The 19,345-nt window shown below is 40.7% G+C and carries 11 protein-coding genes; 5 read left to right on the top strand and 6 right to left on the bottom strand.

What is annotated here, in order from left to right:
* Positions 1-28 precede the first annotated feature (28 nt).
* From HGJ98_RS12575 to HGJ98_RS12565, 3 genes are all read right to left on the bottom strand, one after another.
* Positions 29-2,677 carry a translation factor GTPase family protein gene (locus tag HGJ98_RS12575; protein ID WP_291351758.1) on the bottom strand — a complete coding sequence of 883 codons (2,649 nt, stop codon included), beginning with the start codon at positions 2,675-2,677 and terminating at the stop codon, positions 29-31.
* 401 nt (positions 2,678-3,078) lie between these two features.
* Positions 3,079-5,520: a DNA ligase D gene (gene ligD / locus HGJ98_RS12570; protein WP_291351757.1), complete on the bottom strand. Its 2,442-nt coding sequence runs from the start codon at positions 5,518-5,520 to the stop codon at positions 3,079-3,081.
* 182 nt (positions 5,521-5,702) lie between these two features.
* Entirely contained in the window at positions 5,703-6,455 is a 753-nt protein-coding gene (locus HGJ98_RS12565) for an N-acetyltransferase (protein WP_291351756.1), read from the bottom strand.
* A 312-nt stretch (positions 6,456-6,767) separates the two neighbouring features.
* Here HGJ98_RS12565 and HGJ98_RS12560 point away from each other — a divergent pair, with 312 nt between their 5' ends.
* From HGJ98_RS12560 to HGJ98_RS12540, 5 genes are all read left to right on the top strand, one after another.
* Entirely contained in the window at positions 6,768-7,457 is a 690-nt protein-coding gene (locus HGJ98_RS12560) for a bifunctional 2-polyprenyl-6-hydroxyphenol methylase/3-demethylubiquinol 3-O-methyltransferase UbiG (protein ID WP_291351755.1), read from the top strand.
* Positions 7,458-7,669: 212 nt separating this feature from the next.
* Complete coding sequence (locus HGJ98_RS12555; RefSeq protein ID WP_291351754.1) at positions 7,670-8,473, top strand: hypothetical protein; 804 nt, start codon at positions 7,670-7,672, stop codon at positions 8,471-8,473.
* A 12-nt stretch (positions 8,474-8,485) separates the two neighbouring features.
* A complete protein-coding gene (locus tag HGJ98_RS12550; RefSeq protein WP_291351753.1) occupies positions 8,486-9,613 on the top strand; it encodes an ATP-binding protein in 1,128 nt (375 codons plus the stop codon).
* A gap of 7 nt (positions 9,614-9,620) precedes the next feature.
* A complete protein-coding gene (locus tag HGJ98_RS12545; protein ID WP_291351752.1) occupies positions 9,621-11,111 on the top strand; it encodes a VWA-like domain-containing protein in 1,491 nt (496 codons plus the stop codon).
* A 304-nt stretch (positions 11,112-11,415) separates the two neighbouring features.
* Positions 11,416-13,089, top strand: coding sequence for a Na/Pi cotransporter family protein (locus HGJ98_RS12540; protein WP_291351765.1), 1,674 nt, complete (start codon positions 11,416-11,418; stop codon positions 13,087-13,089).
* Positions 13,090-13,191: 102 nt separating this feature from the next.
* Here the strand turns inward: HGJ98_RS12540 and HGJ98_RS12535 are convergent, their stop codons facing one another.
* The 3 genes from HGJ98_RS12535 to HGJ98_RS22415 form a co-directional block, all read right to left on the bottom strand.
* Positions 13,192-14,481 (bottom strand): hypothetical protein, encoded by a 1,290-nt coding sequence (locus tag HGJ98_RS12535; protein ID WP_291351751.1) that lies wholly within the window; start codon positions 14,479-14,481, stop codon positions 13,192-13,194.
* Positions 14,482-14,971: 490 nt separating this feature from the next.
* Positions 14,972-18,586, bottom strand: a complete 3,615-nt coding sequence (gene nifJ / locus HGJ98_RS12530; RefSeq protein WP_291351750.1) for a pyruvate:ferredoxin (flavodoxin) oxidoreductase — start codon at positions 18,584-18,586, stop codon at positions 14,972-14,974.
* Positions 18,587-19,072: 486 nt separating this feature from the next.
* On the bottom strand, positions 19,073-19,228 hold the full coding sequence (locus HGJ98_RS22415) for a phosphoribosylaminoimidazolesuccinocarboxamide synthase (RefSeq protein ID WP_367142731.1): 156 nt from the start codon (positions 19,226-19,228) through the stop codon (positions 19,073-19,075).
* Between the last annotated feature and the right edge of the window lie 117 nt (positions 19,229-19,345).

Below are 19,345 nucleotides of genomic sequence, written 5' to 3'. Positions count from 1 at the left end.
ACTACGGCATATAGGTCTTCAGAATTTTTTACTGATTCTTATCTTTATTAACTATTTCCTTCACCTGCTGTTTCGCGGCTGGAGATAATGCATCTATCAGGTAATTACGACGGATTCCATTTACTTCCTGATATTCTCTCATGATTCTTTCATTAGCCCCGTCGATCTCAACCTTCAGTTCTCTAGCAGATAATAAGGCACATCCTGCCCCCCTGATAATTAGCTGCTGTAAACCGTCTGATGTTGCAACTGTGATATTATATTTCTTCTGATGATCATGGGCAAATTTTTCAATATACTGGTCTGCCGTTTGTGCCTCCTTAGTATATACCATATGAATATTATGATAGTCTATTACTTCCTCAAAATGCCCTTGAACAAGGTAAGCATCAAACACAACGATAATCTGGCATTTTCGAATCCCCTGATAATTACTTAGAGTATCAAGTAATTTCATTCTGGCACCATCCATATTGTCATCTGCATGCTCTTTGAGTTCAGGCCAGGCGTGGATAATATTATAACCGTCCACAAGGAGATACTCTGCTTTACTTTCCTTCTCTCTGACATAGGTAACCGGTTCATAATAACTTTCCCGGGCTGTTTTGCGTTTTTTCCATACGGACTTCTTCCCTTGGTTGGCATAGAAGGTGTTATTGATGATTTGGTCAATCTCTTCTAAACTAATCCACCGCTTTTCTGTGTATGAAACCTGGTTTGGGACTGTATCTCCTGACGAATCATCGTTTTCCTGAAGATAGCTTTCAACATGCATATAGTCTTTTACGGCATACCAATCCACTAAAAAGCCAGCCCCATGTGCACAAAATACAGAACCTGTCGGATTTGTTAAATCATTTTCCGAATCATAGCCGATACTTTCTATGACCTCTGACCCATTATGGCATGGCTCATATCCTTTTAGGCTGCAAAACAACCTGCCAAGTCCTTTGGTATAGGCAACTACCTCTTTTTGATAATTCTTCATGGTAACAACAGGAGCACTTCCTACAAGAACTGCCATCTCGTCATTTGTCTGGGTTATTTTACATGTGCCATGCATTTTCTCAATGTCAGTCATTGCTCTACCTACCAGTTTCACAGGTAGTTCCAACTGAAAGGCATAATACGGCTCCAGCAATAGAGATTCTGCCTCTTTTAAACCTTGGCGCACTGCCCGGTAGGTAGCCTCTCTGAAGTCACCCCCATCGGTATGCTTATTGTGTGCCCGACCTGAGACCAATGTAATTTTCATATCTGTAATCCCTGACCCGGTTAGAACCCCCTTATGGGCTTTTTCGGTTAGATGAGATAGAATAAGCCTTTTCCAGTTTTTACCTAACACATCCTCACTGCATTCTACCCCAAACTGCAGACCACTTCCCGGCTCACCCGGCTCCATTAAGAGGTGGACCTCCGCATAATGCCGTAGTGGCTCAAAGTGCCCTACCCCTTCAACGACATTAGCAATCGTCTCCTTATAGACTATCCTTCCTGCATCGAAGGCCAAATTAACACCAAAACGGCTTTGTATAAGGCTCTGCAGAATCTCAATTTGCACCTCTCCCATAATCTGTGCCTGAATTTCTTGCAGCTGCTCATCCCAGACAATATGAAGTTCCGGCTCTTCTTCTTCAATCTGACGCAGCTTAGGAAGCATCACTCTTGGGTCACAGCCTTCCGGCAGAATAATCTGATAGGACAGCACTGGTTCCAATACTGGTGTATCAGAAGCTTCCTCTATCCCTAAGCCTTCTCCCGGTCTGGTTTGGCTGAGCCCTGTCACTGCACATATAGAGCCTGCCTCTACCTCGTTAACTTGCTCGTATTTATGTCCAGAATAAACACGGATTTGATTAATCTTCTCTTTCCAGACACTATTCGTTATGACATCTTTTACTTTAAGCCTTCCGCCAGTAAGCTTCATATAGGTAAGGCGGTTACCCTGCTCATCTCTTGCTATTTTATATATTTTAGCCCCAAATTCATCGGGGTAGGAAGGTATCCTAGCATATTTCACAACGTCCTGCATAAATTGCTCAACGCCCTCTAATTTTAAAGCAGAACCAAAAAAGCACGGGAAAACTTTGCGCTCAGTGATAGCTTTTTTGATCTGTGAAATTTCAATATGTCCCGTTTCTAGTAAAGTTTCCATCATTATTTCTTCACACATGGCTAGTTGTTCGTAGAACTCGTCCGTCTGAATTTGACTAAATTCAATACACCCATCATCCAGCTGCCTTTTCAATTCCTTCATTAACTTGTCTTTATTAGTCCCATTCTGATCCATTTTATTTACGAATAGAAAAACCGGTATCTGATACAAGTGCAGGAGGCGCCACAATGTTTTGGTATGCCCCTGCACCCCGTCCGCACCGCTTACTACTAAAATAGCATAATCCAGCACCTGAAGTGTTCTCTCCATTTCAGCCGAAAAATCCACGTGTCCCGGAGTATCCAGTAAGGTAATCTGAATCTTGCCTATTTCAAACATAGCCTGCTTGGAAAAAATGGTGATTCCTCTTGCTCTTTCTAGCTCGAAAGTATCTAAATACGCATCCTTATTGTCCACCCTTCCCAATCGACTAATTTTACCGCTCAGGTACAGCAAACTCTCAGATAATGTTGTCTTGCCCGCATCTACATGGGCTAATATTCCAATGACTAAGCTTTTCATAATCTATTTCAAATCCTTCTGGTTGTTTTTAAAAATTACATCCCTTTAGGCCTGAATGACAATCTTTTATTATTATGATACTAGCAGCTATGGTATTTGACAATTAATCTTATAATCATACTTATTCTCGATGGGTATTAGTGGGGTATGTCGCAGAAAGCTAAGTTGTTTCTGCTTTCACGCTCTATCAACATCACGGTCTTATTGTTTATTCTCGCATTAAGATAGTACTGATGCACGGTATTAGGAATTTACTAAATAGTTAGACCCCCTAAATTAAAAGGGGGTCAGCAGAATATTTATCCAATAAACAGCATAAACAAGAGCTAAGTTTCGATCCTCGCGTTTTTCAAAGCCCAATTCCCTGCTATTCCTTCATGCGGTTTACATTTATAACAGGATCATTTAAGCTGCTGATTATTCCGGAAAAAACCGTTCCAAGGGTCATTGCCACCGATCCTCCGTAGCGCCTCCTCCATATTGACGCCGTTTGGATCTACTGTGTCCAGTTCATCCCACCCGATGGGCATGGACACTCCGGCCCCTTTTCTCGCTCTCAGGGAATAAGGGGCAATGCTGGTGGCGCCTCTGCCATTGCGAATCCAGTCGATGAAGATCTTGTTAGTACGCTTAGCCTTTCTCACATTGCTTGTATAGCGGTCAGGCCACTTCTGCTCCATCACTTGGGCGACGCTCCTGGCAAAATTGTGAAACCCATCCCATGTGACAGCAGGCTTTAATGGGACGACCACATGGTACCCTTTGCCACCGCTGGTCTTGAGGTAGGAGTTCAGGGAAAGTTCGGAAAGAATAGTTTTCATATCCCGCACACCCTGGCGCACCCTGCTCAAATCCATTCCCTCATCCGGATCCAGATCAAATACCATCAAATCCGGCTTTTCCAGCTCCTCCACACGGCTTCCCCAGATATGAAATTCCAGGGTGCCCATTTGCGCTTCGGCAATCAACCCGGCTGGGTTTTCAATATAGAAGTAGTCATCTACCTCACCATCACTGGAAGAGACAGGAATTGTGACGATTCCCTGGCTGCCCGGACCGGGATGCTTCTTATAGAAGCATGTCTGGGAGATGCCCTTAGGACAACGGACAATGCTTAGAACCCTGTGACTTACATAGGGCAGCATGCGCTCTGCTACCTTTTCGTAATACCGGACCACATCCCCTTTGGTGATTTCAGGCTCGGTAAAGATTACCTTGTCCGGGTTGCTAATCTTGATTCCTGCGATGATGAGGCTGTTAGCCTTGGCTTTCATGGGTCTCTCCGCTTCTTTGGCGGATGATGGGGACAATGTTCCGTCATCCGCTTTTTCCTTTTTAATATCCCTGGGATTCTTATCCCCCCGCAGGCCTTTAAAGCTTGCCTGTCTTAAGAGATGATCCTTAGTCCATTCAGCAAATTTGATTTCCGCCACCAGTTCAGGTTCAAGCCAGGTGATCTTTTCATTCGACCTGGGCTTAGGCGCGACTTGGAAAGGGGGCTCACTTTTCTGTATGCCCGCAAATTTTCCCTCCAGCTCCTTCACATCAGCTTCCCTCAGGCCGGTGCCGGCACGTCCGGCATAGACTAATTCCCCGCCGGCATAGACCCCCAGGAGCAGGGAACTTATCCCGCTGGTTTTTCGATCGGAAAGAGTATAGCCTCCGATCACAAATTCCTGCCTTTGATCACATTTAAGTTTGATCCAGTCGCCGTTTCTTGTTCCGCTGTAGACGGAACGTGCTTTTTTGCCGACGATCCCTTCCATGCCTGCCTCACAGGCTGCGCGGAAACTTTCCTGTCCCTTCCCTGGGATATGCTGGCTGTAATAGAGATTCTTAGGGGCACCCTCCAGCAAATCTGCCAGTGTCGCCTTCCTGTCGATCAGGGGCTGTTCCCGGAGATCCGCCCCATCCAGGGCCAGGAGATCAAAGATGATATAGGTAAGGCTTTGGGCCTGGGGTTTTTTCATATAATTCTGAAGAGCCTGAAAATCCGTCTTGCCCGCTGGGTCCGTGATGACCATTTCGCCGTCCAGAATCATCGCCCTGCCCCCAGCCCAATCGGTAAGGGAATAGGCGATATCCGGAAACCGCTTTGTAAAATCATTTCCGTTCCTGGTGATCAGCCGGACGCTGTTGCCTTCAATATAAGCCAGTATCCTGTAGCCATCGTATTTCAACTCATAGAGCCAATCCTCACCCACAGGCACAGTATTGACTAATTTGGCCAGCTGCACGCCGGTACTGCCGAAGGGATTCCGGGTGATCTTTTCGTCTTCCCCTTCTTCAATTTCCCTCATTGTGCGACCGGTTCTGATGCTGGTGGTAAATTCAGAAATCCCCTCGCCGGTTTTGATATACTCATCTTTTTCTTTAAGCAACAACCAGTTATCCTTCGTCTCCCCCGCTTTCCTTTTCAAGCGCACCAGAGCCCACTTCCCCTTAAGTCGACCTCCTTGCAGAACAAACTTCAGCATTCCTGAACGGAGTCCCTCATCCACATCCCCATAGGGTTCCCAGAACCCTTCATCCCAGAGCATAACTACACCGCCACCGTATTCCCCTTTGGGAATCGTCCCCTCAAAATTCCTGTATTCCAGGGGATGCTCCTCCACCTGTATGGCAAGCCTCTTGTCCCGGGTATCGTAAGAAGGGCCCTTGGGAACTGCCCAGCTCAATAGAGCCCCGTCCCATTCGAGGCGAAAATCGTAGTGATCTCTGCGAGCTATATGGTGCTGTACGACAAACCTCAGACCCGCTTCGGCCATTTCTGTCATGCCTTCCGGTTCTGAAGTCCTGGTAAAATTCCTTTTCTGATTGTATTCCTTGAGTTTTGTGGTCATAAAATTACTCCGGTTCTTTCTCTTACATAAATGCATTACCCGGGGAAAAACACTCTTTGGGACTATTGTTTCCAAATGAATTATAAGTATCCGGAATTCAATTTTCAAAACCACAGTTTTTATAATTAGACTATCCTTGGCGGCAGAGCGAAGAAGTTCACCGCTTCTGTCATCCCCTCTCCTCACAAGCCCTTTTCGGTTAGTATCTTCTCAAACCTTTTTACTGACAATATTTCATTTGTTAGAAATTCACCCTTGTAAAACAGACTATACGTGGTAAACGGAGCAGACACATTTTGTGCTTGTTCCGTTGTTTCAAAACGGATACTTTTGAATTCTATCCCTTTTTGTTTTGCAACGTTTTCAATAAGTGGAACATATTTAGCTGTAAAAGGACATTGATTTGTATAGTACAAAACAAAGCCTTCGATGATTTCTGGTCTTCTTACATGGTCTTTAAATCTTGGCTTTAGAGCCTTTTCTTCAAAGGGCAAATATAAAAGCTCGTAAGTAGGCTCTGCTGTGTCAGCTAATACAAACCCTTTGTATCTTAAAAACTTAGGATCAGAAAGAAAGGGCAATTTCTTTTTTGATGACAGTATAACCAGTCCTTTTTTAACTTTTTCCTTACTGTCCTTGATGCATTCATTTAAAAGCAAATTGGCATACCCTTGCCCCTTAAACTGTCCAGACACCCAAAGACAATTAATATACATATACCCGTCAGCTTCAATGGGTGACCAAGCTTTTTCAGCGGGGATATATTCTATAAAACATTTACCACGTACGTCACACTTTTTGAAAACCAGTCCATCATCAAACCGTTTAGAAAGCCACTGCTTTTTCGATGCAACTTGGCAGTCTTTGTTATTTGAAATGGCACAACAAATATGCTCTTTCTCAAGATTATCCTTTGTTAAGGTTATAATCTCCATATAATCACACTCCTTTCACACACACTAAGTGGGATTTTCGCTTTAAATAACCACTATCTATTTGATAAGGCTATTATACTCTATCTAATACGCCAGCCTATGTCATATTAAAGATAATGTTTCAATGTGTACAGCAGTTCTGCTTTCACATCATTTCCGTGCTTCATCTAACATCAGCTTCTTTGTCTCTAACAGCATACATACCAGCCATTTACCAAAACTATCTCTTTAAGGAACGATGAAGAAGGAATTAGCAAGCATTGGGTAGAAATTATACCTACACGTAAAAATAGGAACACGAGGTTGATTACAATGAACGAAGCACTTTTTGACCCCGTTGCTGCACATTATGATTCCTGGTATGATACTGAGCTTGGATCAGTATCTGATCAAGTTGAACGTCACCTGGCCCAGTCCATGTTTAAGGCACCAGGTCTAAAGGTTCTTGAGATAGGATGTGGTACCGGACAATATACCAGCTGGCTTGTGCAAGAGGGATATCAGGTCACAGCTGTCGATATTTCCAGTGAAATGATGGGCCTAGCCAAAAAGAAACTATCGATTGTAGAAAACAACTTAAGAGCTATGCCTGTTCACTGGTGGCATGCTGATATTACGAAAATTCTTGATCAACTTGAATTTTATGATGGTATTTTTTCCATGACCGCTTTTGAATTTGTACCTGAGCCGGAAAACGTCTTGAAAAAACTTTTTAATCATTTAAAGCCAGGGGGCTGTTTAATGATCGGCCTCATCGCCGGCATGAGTTCCTGGAGTGAATACTATGCGGAGGCAGCTCGTAACAACCCCACTTCTGTCTTCGCCCGTGCTGCTCTTTATACTAAAGAGGAAATATATTCTTGGAAAATTGGTGTATCTGTCGAAATTGGAGAATGTCTTTTCTTCCCACCGAATGTTCAAACAACATCTGAAGCCCTTTCTATCGAGGAGAAAAGAGAAGGAAATCCAGGGTTTTTAGTAGCAAAGTGGGTAAAGGGCTGATAAATTAACGAGTCAAAAAATAAGGAAGTCCAGCATTACTGGACTTCCTTATTATATAATTATTAAGTATTGTTAAGTACTTATTAGATAGAGACATTAATTTATAGACCCTTTTTTCACACAGTGGTATAATCATACTATTTAGATCACCTTAAAACGAATATTAATAATACTAAGTAATAACAAAGATTAAAAAGAAGGAACTTAACATTATGGAAAAGTCAAAGCTTATTGCAATGATCAAGAATAATCCCAATGCTCTAGCCTATGTAAGTAATCCTACTGATGAGATAAAACGTTTGGCGGTTCAACAAAACGGACTTTCCCTAAAACATATTGAAAATCCAACTCAAGAGATGCAGGAATTAGCTCTTAACAATAATGGCCGAGCGATTCAATTTATAAATAACCCTACGGAAGAAATGACGATCAAAGCGATCAATGACGGCTGGGTTAACTTAGAGTACATTAAAAATCCCACCGATGAGTTAATCAAATTAGCCATTAATCAGGCAGGCTGGGCTATAAAATATGTTAAGAATCCCAGTGAGGAATTGCAACTATTAGCTGTACGAAAAAATTACGATTCTATCAGGTTTATCAAAGAACCTTGTGACCGTGCCCAGGAAGAGGCTGTAAGAATAAGTTATGATGCCTTAAGATATATTAATTCTCCTACTCTTAAAACGGAGCTTATAGCGATCAAGAATAATGAGCGGGCAATTACCTTTATCAATGATTTGAATAAAGATAAAGTCTTAAAGTTTTTACAAGTCAATATTTTGGTAATTAACTATATCGGGAAAGAAATATCTCAAGCAGAATTAGAAGAAGTGTTAAAGGAATCCTTAGCCAACGAAAATGTTGAAGAAAAGTATGTGAGGGATTTTTTAAATTGCAATTATATTACTAAAAACAGCGATCTTATGCCCATGGACAAAATCATGTTTATTTATAAATATGGTAGTAAAAAAGCGAAAAGAATAGCTGTAGATGAAAAGTTAAAGATGCATTAGGAGTGAGACATCATGAATTATACCGATACCTTCAAAAGTGTTGGCTTAGTACTATCCACTGGTGAAGTTCCTTTAGTTGTTGGAGAAAGCGGCATCGGTAAAACAGCCTTAGCCAAAGAAATTGCTCAAGAAAATCATTGGAGTTTAATTGTTATTAATGGAAATCTCCTTAAAGAAGGTGAAATCGGCGGTTTGCCCACCATAGAATCTTATGGGACGGTTAATGGTAAAAAAAATCTGGTTGAAAAGAAATCAACAGTCTATGCTGTTCATCATAAACTAAGGGAAATCGATGAAGAAATATCTCAGGGAAAAACCGTTCTTTTATTTATCGACGAGATCAACCGTTGTGAACATACCGTCCAACAGGAACTTATGAATTTAATCTTAAATCGAGAAATTAATGGCTATAGGTTGCCTGAAGACGTAAAAATCTTAGCCGCTATGAATCCTTCCAGTAAATATGGTTCGGATTTTGATTACCAAGTTGTCGATATGGATGCAGCCCAAGAAAATAGATTTGTCTGGTTATATATGGAGCCCGATTATAATCAGTGGATTGATTGGGCCATAGAAGTCGGAATCGAGGAAAAGGTTATCGCCTTTATCTCCACTTTTCCCGAGTATCTGCATAAGGTCAACGAAGATGACCTAAGAGCTACTCCCAGAAGCTATGAGCGAATCTCCAGCAGTTATAAAATCTATAAGAAGAACAAGGATTCCATACCCCGGTCCGTGTTTTTAAATGTTGTCAAAGGAAATGTGGGGCTCTTAATTGCTGAAGAATTCGTGAGCTTTTTGGAATCCGATTACCCTTCCCTCATATCTTATGAAGAGGTTTTTTCAGAGAATTTTCTACCTGAATTAATTAGAGAAAGGGTAAATAAGGAAAGCCATACCAGACTTTATCTCGCTGCCAAGAATATTCTCAAAAGCTTAGACTCACACATCTTAGAAGATCGGGATGACTCAAGTTTTTATATCGACAGACTGATTGAGTTTTTAAAACTATATCCCGTGGATTTAATGATAGGAATCATGAAAGATATTAAGAACAGTTATCCTGAAGTTTACAAACTTGCCATAGACAACGAAGCTTTTATCGAATCATATTTTGAATCTTATCGTTTAATTAGGTGATTTAACTATGGAAACTTTCTTTGATAACCAAGTTAATGCTCTCTACGAAAAAGCCGATAGTATTACTAGTAATTTTTTCAAAGCAAAACGTAAAGATGGTAATGCTAAAGTTTATATCCCCCCAAGATTTAAAGAAGAGTTTTTTAGCCTTGTAGATAAAGTTAATCTGAGTCTTATGGAAGACAACGATAATTTCTATGGCTATTTTTTGTTGCAAATGTCCAGAGACATACGCTTTGACATTAGTAGCCCGACTGCTGTGAATTTTAAAGGGGCCAAATATGTTATATATTTTAATCCCATTATCTTTTTAACTCTTAATATTAAGCAAATGGAAAGTACCATTAAACATGAAATTCTTCATATCTTGTCCCTGCATTTAATCAGAGCCAAAGAATTTAGGGATAGCCACAGCACATTAGCTATTAATCTAGCCATGAACATCGTCGTCAGTACCTATTTAGATCATCTCCCCCCCTATTCTGTTACCTTAGAATGGGTCAATTCAAATTATTCCTTAAAACTCCTGCCCTTTAAACCCTTTGAATATTATGTAGAAGAGATTCAAGCAACCCTCGATTTACTGGAAGCAGATGAAGATATAGACGATGAAAGTGATACAGATGACTCCCATGAAAATACCGATAACTCTGGTCACAGCAAAGATAAATCCAAGGATGCTAGCCATAATGCCACTGATCCTGATCAGGACGAAATAATAGAAACAGAGTATAATCCTGAAAAAGCTCATGACGTTTGGGCAGATTCTAGTAATATCGATGAAAAAACCCTTCAAAGATTTACGGAGAAGCTGATTGATAATGCTCAAAAAGGCAGCATTCCCAAATATATAGAAAGCCTGATATCATCCCTTAAAAACAACAAAGGTCAATTGCCTTGGAATTTATATCTTAAGCGGCTGATGGGAACGGTTGAAAGTAATAAAAAGAAGACGATAACCAGAAGAAATCGAAGACAGCCCAATCGATTAGATTTAAGAGGTCAACTTAGGAGTCATAAAGCTAAAATCGTAATTGCCCTTGATATCAGCGGTAGCATTAGTGATGATGAATTTAATCAAGCCATTAAGGAAGTTCTGAATATCGTTAAGAATTATAATCATGAACTTACGATTATAGAATGTGATAGTGAAATTAGACGCGTGTATAGCGTCAAATCAGTGAAGGATATCAAAGAAAGGCCTAGTAACAGAGGGGGCACCAGATTTACCCCGGTTTTTGAATATGCCAATCATAATAAAATTAATTTATTAGTCTATTTTACGGATGGCAAAGGCGAAGAAAAGCTTCTGACAATCCCTCGTGGGTACAAAACGTTATGGATTATTTCTGGGAAAGGAGATAAGCTTTCCTTAAAAGAAGCTTATGGAGCGGTTAAGAAACTTAAGAATATCGAAATAAAAGATGATTCATTAACTATGAGTGATGTTAAAAGAGATGGATTTTCAATGCAAGACCAGGAAAGATTGAATATTTAAAGTTTTAACCACAAGTAAAGGAACCTTTTGTGTAAAGGTTCCTTTACTTGTGGTTAATCACCTCGGGTTTGGCAGTCGGGGCATGAGAAGCGCCTCAAAACTTTATGGGCTAAGCCGAAGGCAAGGGGACAACGGAAAGAGTGTCATCCCACGTAGGAATGAATATTTATAGTTTGCCTAAAGTTAACCTAAACTTAACATTTTATTAACCGTTAGTTAACACAGATGAAATAGAATAATTATGCAATAATTCCATTGGAAGTGGGCCATTTTAGATAAACAAACAGGAAGGATAGGTTTGAAGATGGATTTAACCACGGTATTGTTTAGTTTTTTTGGGGGGCTGGGACTTTTCCTTTTTGGTATTAAGTCAATGTCGGAAGGATTACAAGCGGTTGCCGGAGATCGGTTAAGAGTTTTCCTCGAAAAGGGGACTAAAACACCGCTTCGTGGTGTTCTAACAGGCACAATTGTCACAGCATTAATCCAAAGCAGTAGTGGTACTACTGTCCTAGCGGTTGGACTAGTTAATGCAGGATTGTTAACACTTAGACAATCCATCGGAATTATAATGGGAGCTAATATCGGAACGACGCTTACGGCTTACCTCATTGGTTTTAAACTTGAACACTATGCATTACCTATTATTGCACTTGGGGTTTTCTTCCTATTCTTCTTTAAAACAAAGCGAATAAATTATGTTGGACAAGTACTTCTAGGATTTGGTCTTCTCTTTTATGGAATGGATATCATGGGCGATGGTTTAAAACCCCTTCGAAGTTCCCCCTTCTTTATTGGCTTGATGACCGATGTAGAGAATAATCCTCTTCTTGGCGTGCTTATCGGAACAGTCTTTACAGTTATTGTTCAGAGTAGCAGCGCAACAATTGGTGTCTTACAAGAGCTTGCGAATCAAGGTGTTATTTCTTACTCTCAAGCAGTACCTATTTTATTCGGAGATAACATTGGAACCACCATCACGGCAATCCTTGCTGGAATTGGAGCTTCGGCTATAGCAAAAAGAGCTGCTGCTACTCATTTATTCTTTAATATAATTGGTACAGCCATCTTTTTACCTCTCTTTCTAGTGGGTATTTTTCCTAAACTTGTCGTTTTGTTAACCAACTATATATATATCCTGATTCCTGGATTTGAGGGAACTTGGAATACTCTCGGAGTTAAACTTCAGATTGCTCAAACTCACGGTGTCTTCAATCTTTTAAATACCTGCATTCAATTGCCTTTTATTGGACTCCTTGCTAATATCGTAACTAAACTAGTTCCTGGGGACCAGGAAGTCATAATCGAAGCAAAGCCTAAATATTTAGAGCCCCGTCTATTAGGGAATCCTTCTGTGGCTCTAGCCAACGCTAGCCGCGAGACATTGCGGATGGGTAGAATGGCGGGTAGTGCATTTGAAAATGCTAAAGACTACTTTTTTTATCGTAACCAACAGAATAAACTGTTAGCTATTCAATTCGAAGATGCAATCGATCAACTTGAAAACCAAATTACAGACTATGTCTTAAAGGTTTCATCCGGTAAAAGTCTCACTTCTGAGCAAACGGATCAGAATTATCGAATACTTCAAGTGATAGGGGACATAGAGAGAGTTGGAGACCATGCCACTAATCTCGTAGAACTTGCCGATTTTGCTATGGAATCAAAAGTTAAATTTTCAGAGCAAGCCAATGATGATCTCATGAATATGTTCGCCAAAGTTCAAGAGATCTTTACGATGTCCTTAGAAGTATTAAAAACTGATGATATTGCTTTGTCGGAAAAAGTACTAAAATACGATGATATTATTGACGATTTAGAAATAACTTTGCGAAAAAGACATATTGAACGTCTCAGTCAAGGGACTTGTAATGGAAGTTTCGGCGCTACCTACCTCAATATCATTAGTAATTTGGAACGTATAGGCGATCATTCCGTAAATATTGCAAAATACACTCTTTTACATAGGCAAAATTAAATAGAAGGGTTGATTTCAGAGAACTACTCTGGAATCAACCCTTTTCTAATGGAGACGAAATCATGTGTTATTCACTCAACGTTGCGTATTTATGAAGACATTCTAATACGGTAACTTTATGCCATATACTTTGTCCTCTTCACCCATGCTAGTAAAAGGCACAGCATAATTCTTTCCGTCAAAATCTCTGTAGAGAATCTTATCAAAGGAAGCATCTGTCGGGAAGCTGCTCTTTACTACCACTACAGCATCTTCAATGGTATCGGCAACCTTATATAGTTTGTAAGAGGAATTCATATCTGCCTGTGTTTGCAGCCTGACATCGTGGATGGTACCCATTACGGAAAAGTAATACTCCGTATCCGTATTCGGGTAAGCCGGATTGGCAAATTCTATGCCATATTTAAAAGGATATCCACCTTTAGGGGGGTGATTCGGGATGATAACAGAATAATAACGATTATACTCAACACTGTAACCATGAATACTTTCAACTAATGATGATTTTTTCACCCCATTAAAGGGAATCTCAGTGATGATAAGTTCTACACTTGTCTTTGTTGGAGCCTGATTTGAAGAAGGTGTATTCTGTTGAGGTTGATTCTGCCGGGAATTGTTGCCCCCATTCAGTTTAGCCTCAATCTGGGATTGCCAATTACCTGCGTTCTCCAACACAACGAGCTGATCTCTGGAAGGGGTAACTACTTGATAAACCATGGTAGGATTACCTGCACTGTCTAAGGAATTTAGTTCAAGGACCACGTGATTGGCATAAGGGCCGCTGTTTAAGATGGTAACCAAAGCACCTTCCTCAAAATAAGAATCCCCAAACGTCTTAAGATCTACAACACGGGTACGATAGTTATTGACACCATACCCACTACTGCGGGTAAAAGTGTTGTCAGTGGAATAATACACTTTTGTGCCATCGATGGACAAGGTAGGGTAGTGAAGTGTGGCTATTGAATTCGTCCAATCTTCACCGCGGTCTACGGACTGGGCTAGCAACTTCTTTTGACCATTGGTGTATTTCATAGACAAATAATTGACTGGGATTCCTTTAACAACCTCTTTGGATTTATCTTCTTCGATAAGGAGCTTAAATCCATTCCCGCCGGCGTAAGTTGCTACCTCGATCCGTCCATCATCTGCTGGCTTGGAAGCAGTATCATTTCCGGAAGTATCACTTTTATCTGTCTTTATTTCAGTTTTAGATGAATCCGTTTGATTATCTCCTTTAGTTTCTGCATCCTTTTGGGCTTCTGCTTCCAGCTCTGCTTTATTTTCCATGCTTGACTCTTCCTCCGTTTTTTGGCTGGAGGCTTCTTTAGAACAGCCAGCTAAAGATACTACCATTAGAATAATTAAAATAATGGAGAATACTTTTTTCATATAGATTACCTCTCTTAAACTATTTTTTATTTAAATTAAGACTTTGCCCTTTAAGTCTATATACAATTTAGATTCACCATCTACACCTTTGGTAAATTGATAAAAAAGATTTTGGCACCGTCTTTCTCCGCTCTTGATATGGAAAAACTACTCTCTTGAGAGTGGAGTTCTCCATTCGCTGGGTAATAGTAAGGGTAGACTTCATCAGCTTTGATTAACGTTTCTGTTTTTCCTTTGTAGGTTATGTTGAGGCTTCTGAACACCCTGCCTGAGTACAACAGTATGAAAATGATAGAGTAATTCCTTTTTTCAAACTGCATTCTCCCTTTTGAAATTGTTAGCATACACATACTTTTAGCAATTTTGTTACAATTGGAACAAACAATTTAAACCCAATACTAGACAACAATAACCAAAACAACAAATCAAATTAAAGAAAAGAGAGCAGGTTTACCTGCTCCTCGGAAAGATTATTGATGTTTTACCGGCATTAGTCCCAATTTTGGTTAGTCAGACGTTTGTAAGAATCATAGCGAACCTTGGCATATTTTTCTGCACCCTCAAAGAGTTCTTCTGCACTTTCAGGAAAAGTATTCAGCAAGGAAGAGTAACGGACTTCGCCCATGATGAACTCACGGAATGGCGTTGTCGGCTTTTCAGAATCTAGTGTAAATGGATTCTTGCCTTCCTCGATCAGATCTGGATTGAAGTGATAGAGATGCCAGTAACCGGAATCGACCGCTTTCTTGGCTTCTTGTAAACTCATGGTCATTCCTGCCTTTAGGCCATGGCTGATACAGGGCGAGTAAGCAATAATCAAGGAAGGTCCCTTATAAGCTTCGGCTTCCTTAATCACCTTAATCGTTTGAGCCATATTAGCACCTAGAGCAATTTGCGCGACATAAACATATCCATAACTCATAGCCATCATGCCTAAGTCTTTCTTCCGAATCTTTTTACCTGCTGCAGCGAATTTGGCCACCGCTGCTCTAGGAGTGGACTTGGAAGACTGTCCTCCAGTATTGGAATAAACCTCGGTATCCATGACAAAGATATTCACATCGTCACCTGAAGCTAATACGTGGTCTAATCCCCCAAATCCGATATCATAAGCCCAACCGTCTCCACCAAGGATCCACTGAGACTTTTTAATCAGATTATCTTTTAAAGCTATAATTTCTTTGAGGACTTTGTTATCCCCTACGTATCCTTTAAGTTCAGCAAGGATCTTTGCTGACGCTGCTTTAGAAGCCTCTGCATCATCCCAACCCGTAAGCCACTCTTGGAAAGCTTCCTTCAGCTCAGTACTAATCTCCATTTCTAAGGCTTGATTCAGCAAATCAACGAGTTTTTCACGGAGTTGACGAACCCCCAAGTACATACCATAGCCGAACTCTGCGGTGTCTTCAAATAAGGAATTTGCCCAACTCGGTCCTTTACCTTCTTGGTTAGTGGTATAGGGAACCGCTGGAGCACTTCCTCCCCAGATAGAGCTACAGCCGGTCGCATTGGCAATCATCATACGGTCGCCAAAAAGTTGAGTAATCAGTTTGATATAAGGTGTTTCACCGCACCCTGGACATGCCCCGTTGAACTCAAGTAGCGGCTGAGCAAACTGGCTGCCCTTAACAGTAGTCACATCAAAAAGTTTGCTCTTGTTTGTGAGGGTCATCGCAAACTTCCAGTTCTCGGTTTGTTGTTCTATTTGTTCCGCTGCTGGTTTCATGATCAGAGCTTTATCTTTGGCTGGACAAATTTCAGCACAGTTCCCGCACCCAGTGCAATCTAATGCACTCACTTGCATACGGAAATGCAGACCTTCAGCCCCTTTTCCAGCCGCTCTCTTGGTAGTGAATGTCTCCGGAATGTTTTTCTCCTTTTTGTTTAGTTCCTCATCTACCAGCTTTTCCCGTAGTTTGTTGATCTTGAAGTGAGCGCTAACATAATAACTTTCTAATTTCTCAGCCTCGTTCATTAAGAACGGGCGAATGGCTGCGTGCGGGCAAATATAAGAACATTGATTGCATTGGATACATTTATCGATCTGCCACTCTGGTACTGTGACAGCGATGCCACGTTTTTCAAAACAGGCAGTTCCTACTGGGAAAGTTCCATCTTCACGTCCTAGGAACGCGCTCACGGGGAGGCGGTCTCCTTCTAAGGCATTCATCGGGCGAAGAATATTCTTCACAAAGTCTGGTTCTTCAACTGCCGCAGCAGCCTGAGCTTGTGTGTTATCTGCATTTTCCCAATCAGCCGGAATTTCTACCTTAATAAGGGAAGAAACGCCGTGTTCAATTGCTGCTATATTCATATCCACAATGTTTTGTCCCTTATTTCCATAGGTTTTTATGACGGATTCTTTTAGATAATCAACGGCCTCTTCGACAGGAATCACGTTTGCAAGTTTGAAGAAAGCAGCTTGCATGATCATGTTAATTCGTGAACCGAGACCAATTTGACGAGCAATTGATACGGCATCAATAATGTAGAAGTTAACCTTATTTTTTGCAATCGATTGTTTCATAGAAGCCGGAAGTTTTTCTTCCAGTTCATCCACCGTCCACTGACAGTTCAACACAAAGTTGCCACTCTTCTTGACACCTTTTAGGAGGTCATATTGGTAAACATACGATTGATTATGGCAAGCGATATAATTCGCGCTCAAAGTTAAGTAAGGAGACTTGATTGGTTTTTTACCAAAACGAAGATGGGAAACAGTAATGCCTCCGGATTTCTTACTGTCGTATTGGAAATAAGCTTGCGCATAGAGCTTGGTATGATCCCCAATAATCTTAATCGCTTGCTTATTTGCACCGACTGTGCCATCAGCACCGAGCCCCCATAATTTGCAGGAAATAGTCCCTTCAGGAGCAGTTTCGATGATTTCATCTTCGGCTAGCGATTTATAAGTTACATCATCCACTATACCGATAGTAAAGCCATTTATCGGTTCATCCAATTGAAGGTTTTTGTACACTGACAGAACTTGAGAAGGGGTCGTATCTTTAGAACCCAAGCCATAACGACCGCCGACGATCACCGGTCTGATATCGCTTGTGTAAAAAATAGCATTAATGTCCAGATAAAGAGGTTCACCTATGGCACCGGGTTCTTTTGTGCGGTCAAGAACCGCAATTTTCTTAACAGTTTTAGGCAACACTTTAAAGAAGTAATCACTGGAGAACGGACGATACAGATAAACTTTAACTACTCCAACCTTTTCTCCTTTTGCCACGAGATAGTCAATTGTTTCCTCAATCGTGTCACAGATCGAGCCCATTGCAACGATGACATACTCTGCATCTTCTGCACCATAATATTGGAAAGGGTGATATTCCCGACCAGTAAGTTCCTTGTATTCTTGCATAGATTGTTCAACTAAATCAGGAACAGCAGCATAAAAGCGATTAGAAGCTTCACGGCCTTGGAAGTAGATATCCGGGTTTTGAGCAGTTCCGCGCAGAACTGGATGCTCTGGATTCAACGAACGGTCACGAAAGGCTTGCACCGCTTCCATATCTAAGAGCTTTGCAACTTCTTCATACTCTGGTACGTCTATCTTTTGAATTTCATGAGAAGTACGGAATCCGTCAAAGAAATGAAGAAACGGTATACGGGATTTAACCGTTACTAAGTGAGCAATAAAGCCCATGTCCAAAGCTTCTTGTACGTTGTGTGAAGAAAGCTGGGCAAAACCCGTTGATCGTACGGACATAACATCCTGATGATCACCAAAAATTGAGAGTGCATGCGTTGCCAAAGCACGGGCGCTAACATGGAATACGCACGGCAGAAGTTCACCGGCAATTTTATACATGTTTGGGATCATTAAAAGTAACCCTTGCGAAGCAGTATAAGTTGTAGTTAACACTCCTGCCTGAAGTGAACCGTGTACTGCTCCAGCAGCTCCTGCCTCAGATTGCATCTCCACTACCTTAACAGTTTGTCCGAAAATGTTTTTCCTTCCATGAGCAGCCCATTCATCAGCTAATTCAGCCATAGTTGATGAGGGGGTGATTGGAAAAATTGTGGCAACTTCTGTAAATGCGTACGACGCGTGGGCGGCGGCTTCATTTCCATCCATAGTTTTCGTTTTAGACATTATTTATATCCCTCCTAATATGTAATGTTAAATCTAACTTTAAGACTTTTTAAAGGGTGTACCCTCGTTAAGTCCACTTTCACTCCCAGATATTTCTCATACCACAATTATCAGGAGCAATTAATGCAATGCGTAAGATACCTTAAATTCACTATATCTCAAGTTCCCTACGCCAGTTCTTATATATATGCAGAATTTTCAGAATAAGAAGTTCGGCAGAATTATATCCTTTAATTTCCGTACTTAAATCTTGGTATGATATACTTGTTTAATCGGTTATCTTAATTAAATCGCATGCTATCACTCCTATTAAATATTTATTCCTCATAGAGACTAAATCATGATATTCTGTCTTAAACGCATTTGTCATTAAATCCCCCCTTTCATAAAAATTACACTAGTTTAAGCCTTGTAATTTTCTCATAAGCTTCCATATACTTTTGTGCATTTACTTTATAACATTGTTTAAATAACTCGGAACGCTCCTTAAGACCTTCTAGAGTTTAATTCCACAAATACGCTTGTCTTCTTACACTTTTTCAAAGCTGAACCTGTAAGGTAACCTCTTACTATGCATTCCGTTTTGATAATTTCTAATACTTTACCAACACTGATCTGTCCTTCAAAACTTCTTCCTTTCACATTAAACTTATTAAAAAAGGCCAATATTTATAAACTTGAATATTCAAGTTTATAAATATTGGCCTACACTGCAACAAGTATTCCATACCCTTTGCTTGGTCAACCAAACTATTATTT

This window comes from Desulfosporosinus sp., assembly GCF_014237355.1.
Lineage (GTDB): Bacteria > Bacillota > Desulfitobacteriia > Desulfitobacteriales > Desulfitobacteriaceae > Desulfosporosinus.
Note: the sequence above shows the minus strand (reverse complement) of the source record. Positions and strands in the feature narration are given on the sequence as shown.

Coding starts and splice junctions, on each gene's coding strand:
- ligD (WP_291351757.1), bottom strand. CDS start 5,520: ATGACCACAAAACTCAAGGAATACAATCAGAAAAGGAATTTTACCAGG.
- HGJ98_RS12565 (WP_291351756.1), bottom strand. CDS start 6,455: ATGGAGATTATAACCTTAACAAAGGATAATCTTGAGAAAGAGCATATT.
- HGJ98_RS12575 (WP_291351758.1), bottom strand. CDS start 2,677: ATGAAAAGCTTAGTCATTGGAATATTAGCCCATGTAGATGCGGGCAAG.
- HGJ98_RS12545 (WP_291351752.1), top strand. CDS start 9,621: ATGGAAACTTTCTTTGATAACCAAGTTAATGCTCTCTACGAAAAAGCC.
- HGJ98_RS12550 (WP_291351753.1), top strand. CDS start 8,486: ATGAATTATACCGATACCTTCAAAAGTGTTGGCTTAGTACTATCCACT.
- HGJ98_RS12555 (WP_291351754.1), top strand. CDS start 7,670: ATGGAAAAGTCAAAGCTTATTGCAATGATCAAGAATAATCCCAATGCT.
- HGJ98_RS12540 (WP_291351765.1), top strand. CDS start 11,416: ATGGATTTAACCACGGTATTGTTTAGTTTTTTTGGGGGGCTGGGACTT.
- HGJ98_RS12560 (WP_291351755.1), top strand. CDS start 6,768: ATGAACGAAGCACTTTTTGACCCCGTTGCTGCACATTATGATTCCTGG.
- HGJ98_RS12535 (WP_291351751.1), bottom strand. CDS start 14,481: ATGAAAAAAGTATTCTCCATTATTTTAATTATTCTAATGGTAGTATCT.
- nifJ (WP_291351750.1), bottom strand. CDS start 18,586: ATGTCTAAAACGAAAACTATGGATGGAAATGAAGCCGCCGCCCACGCG.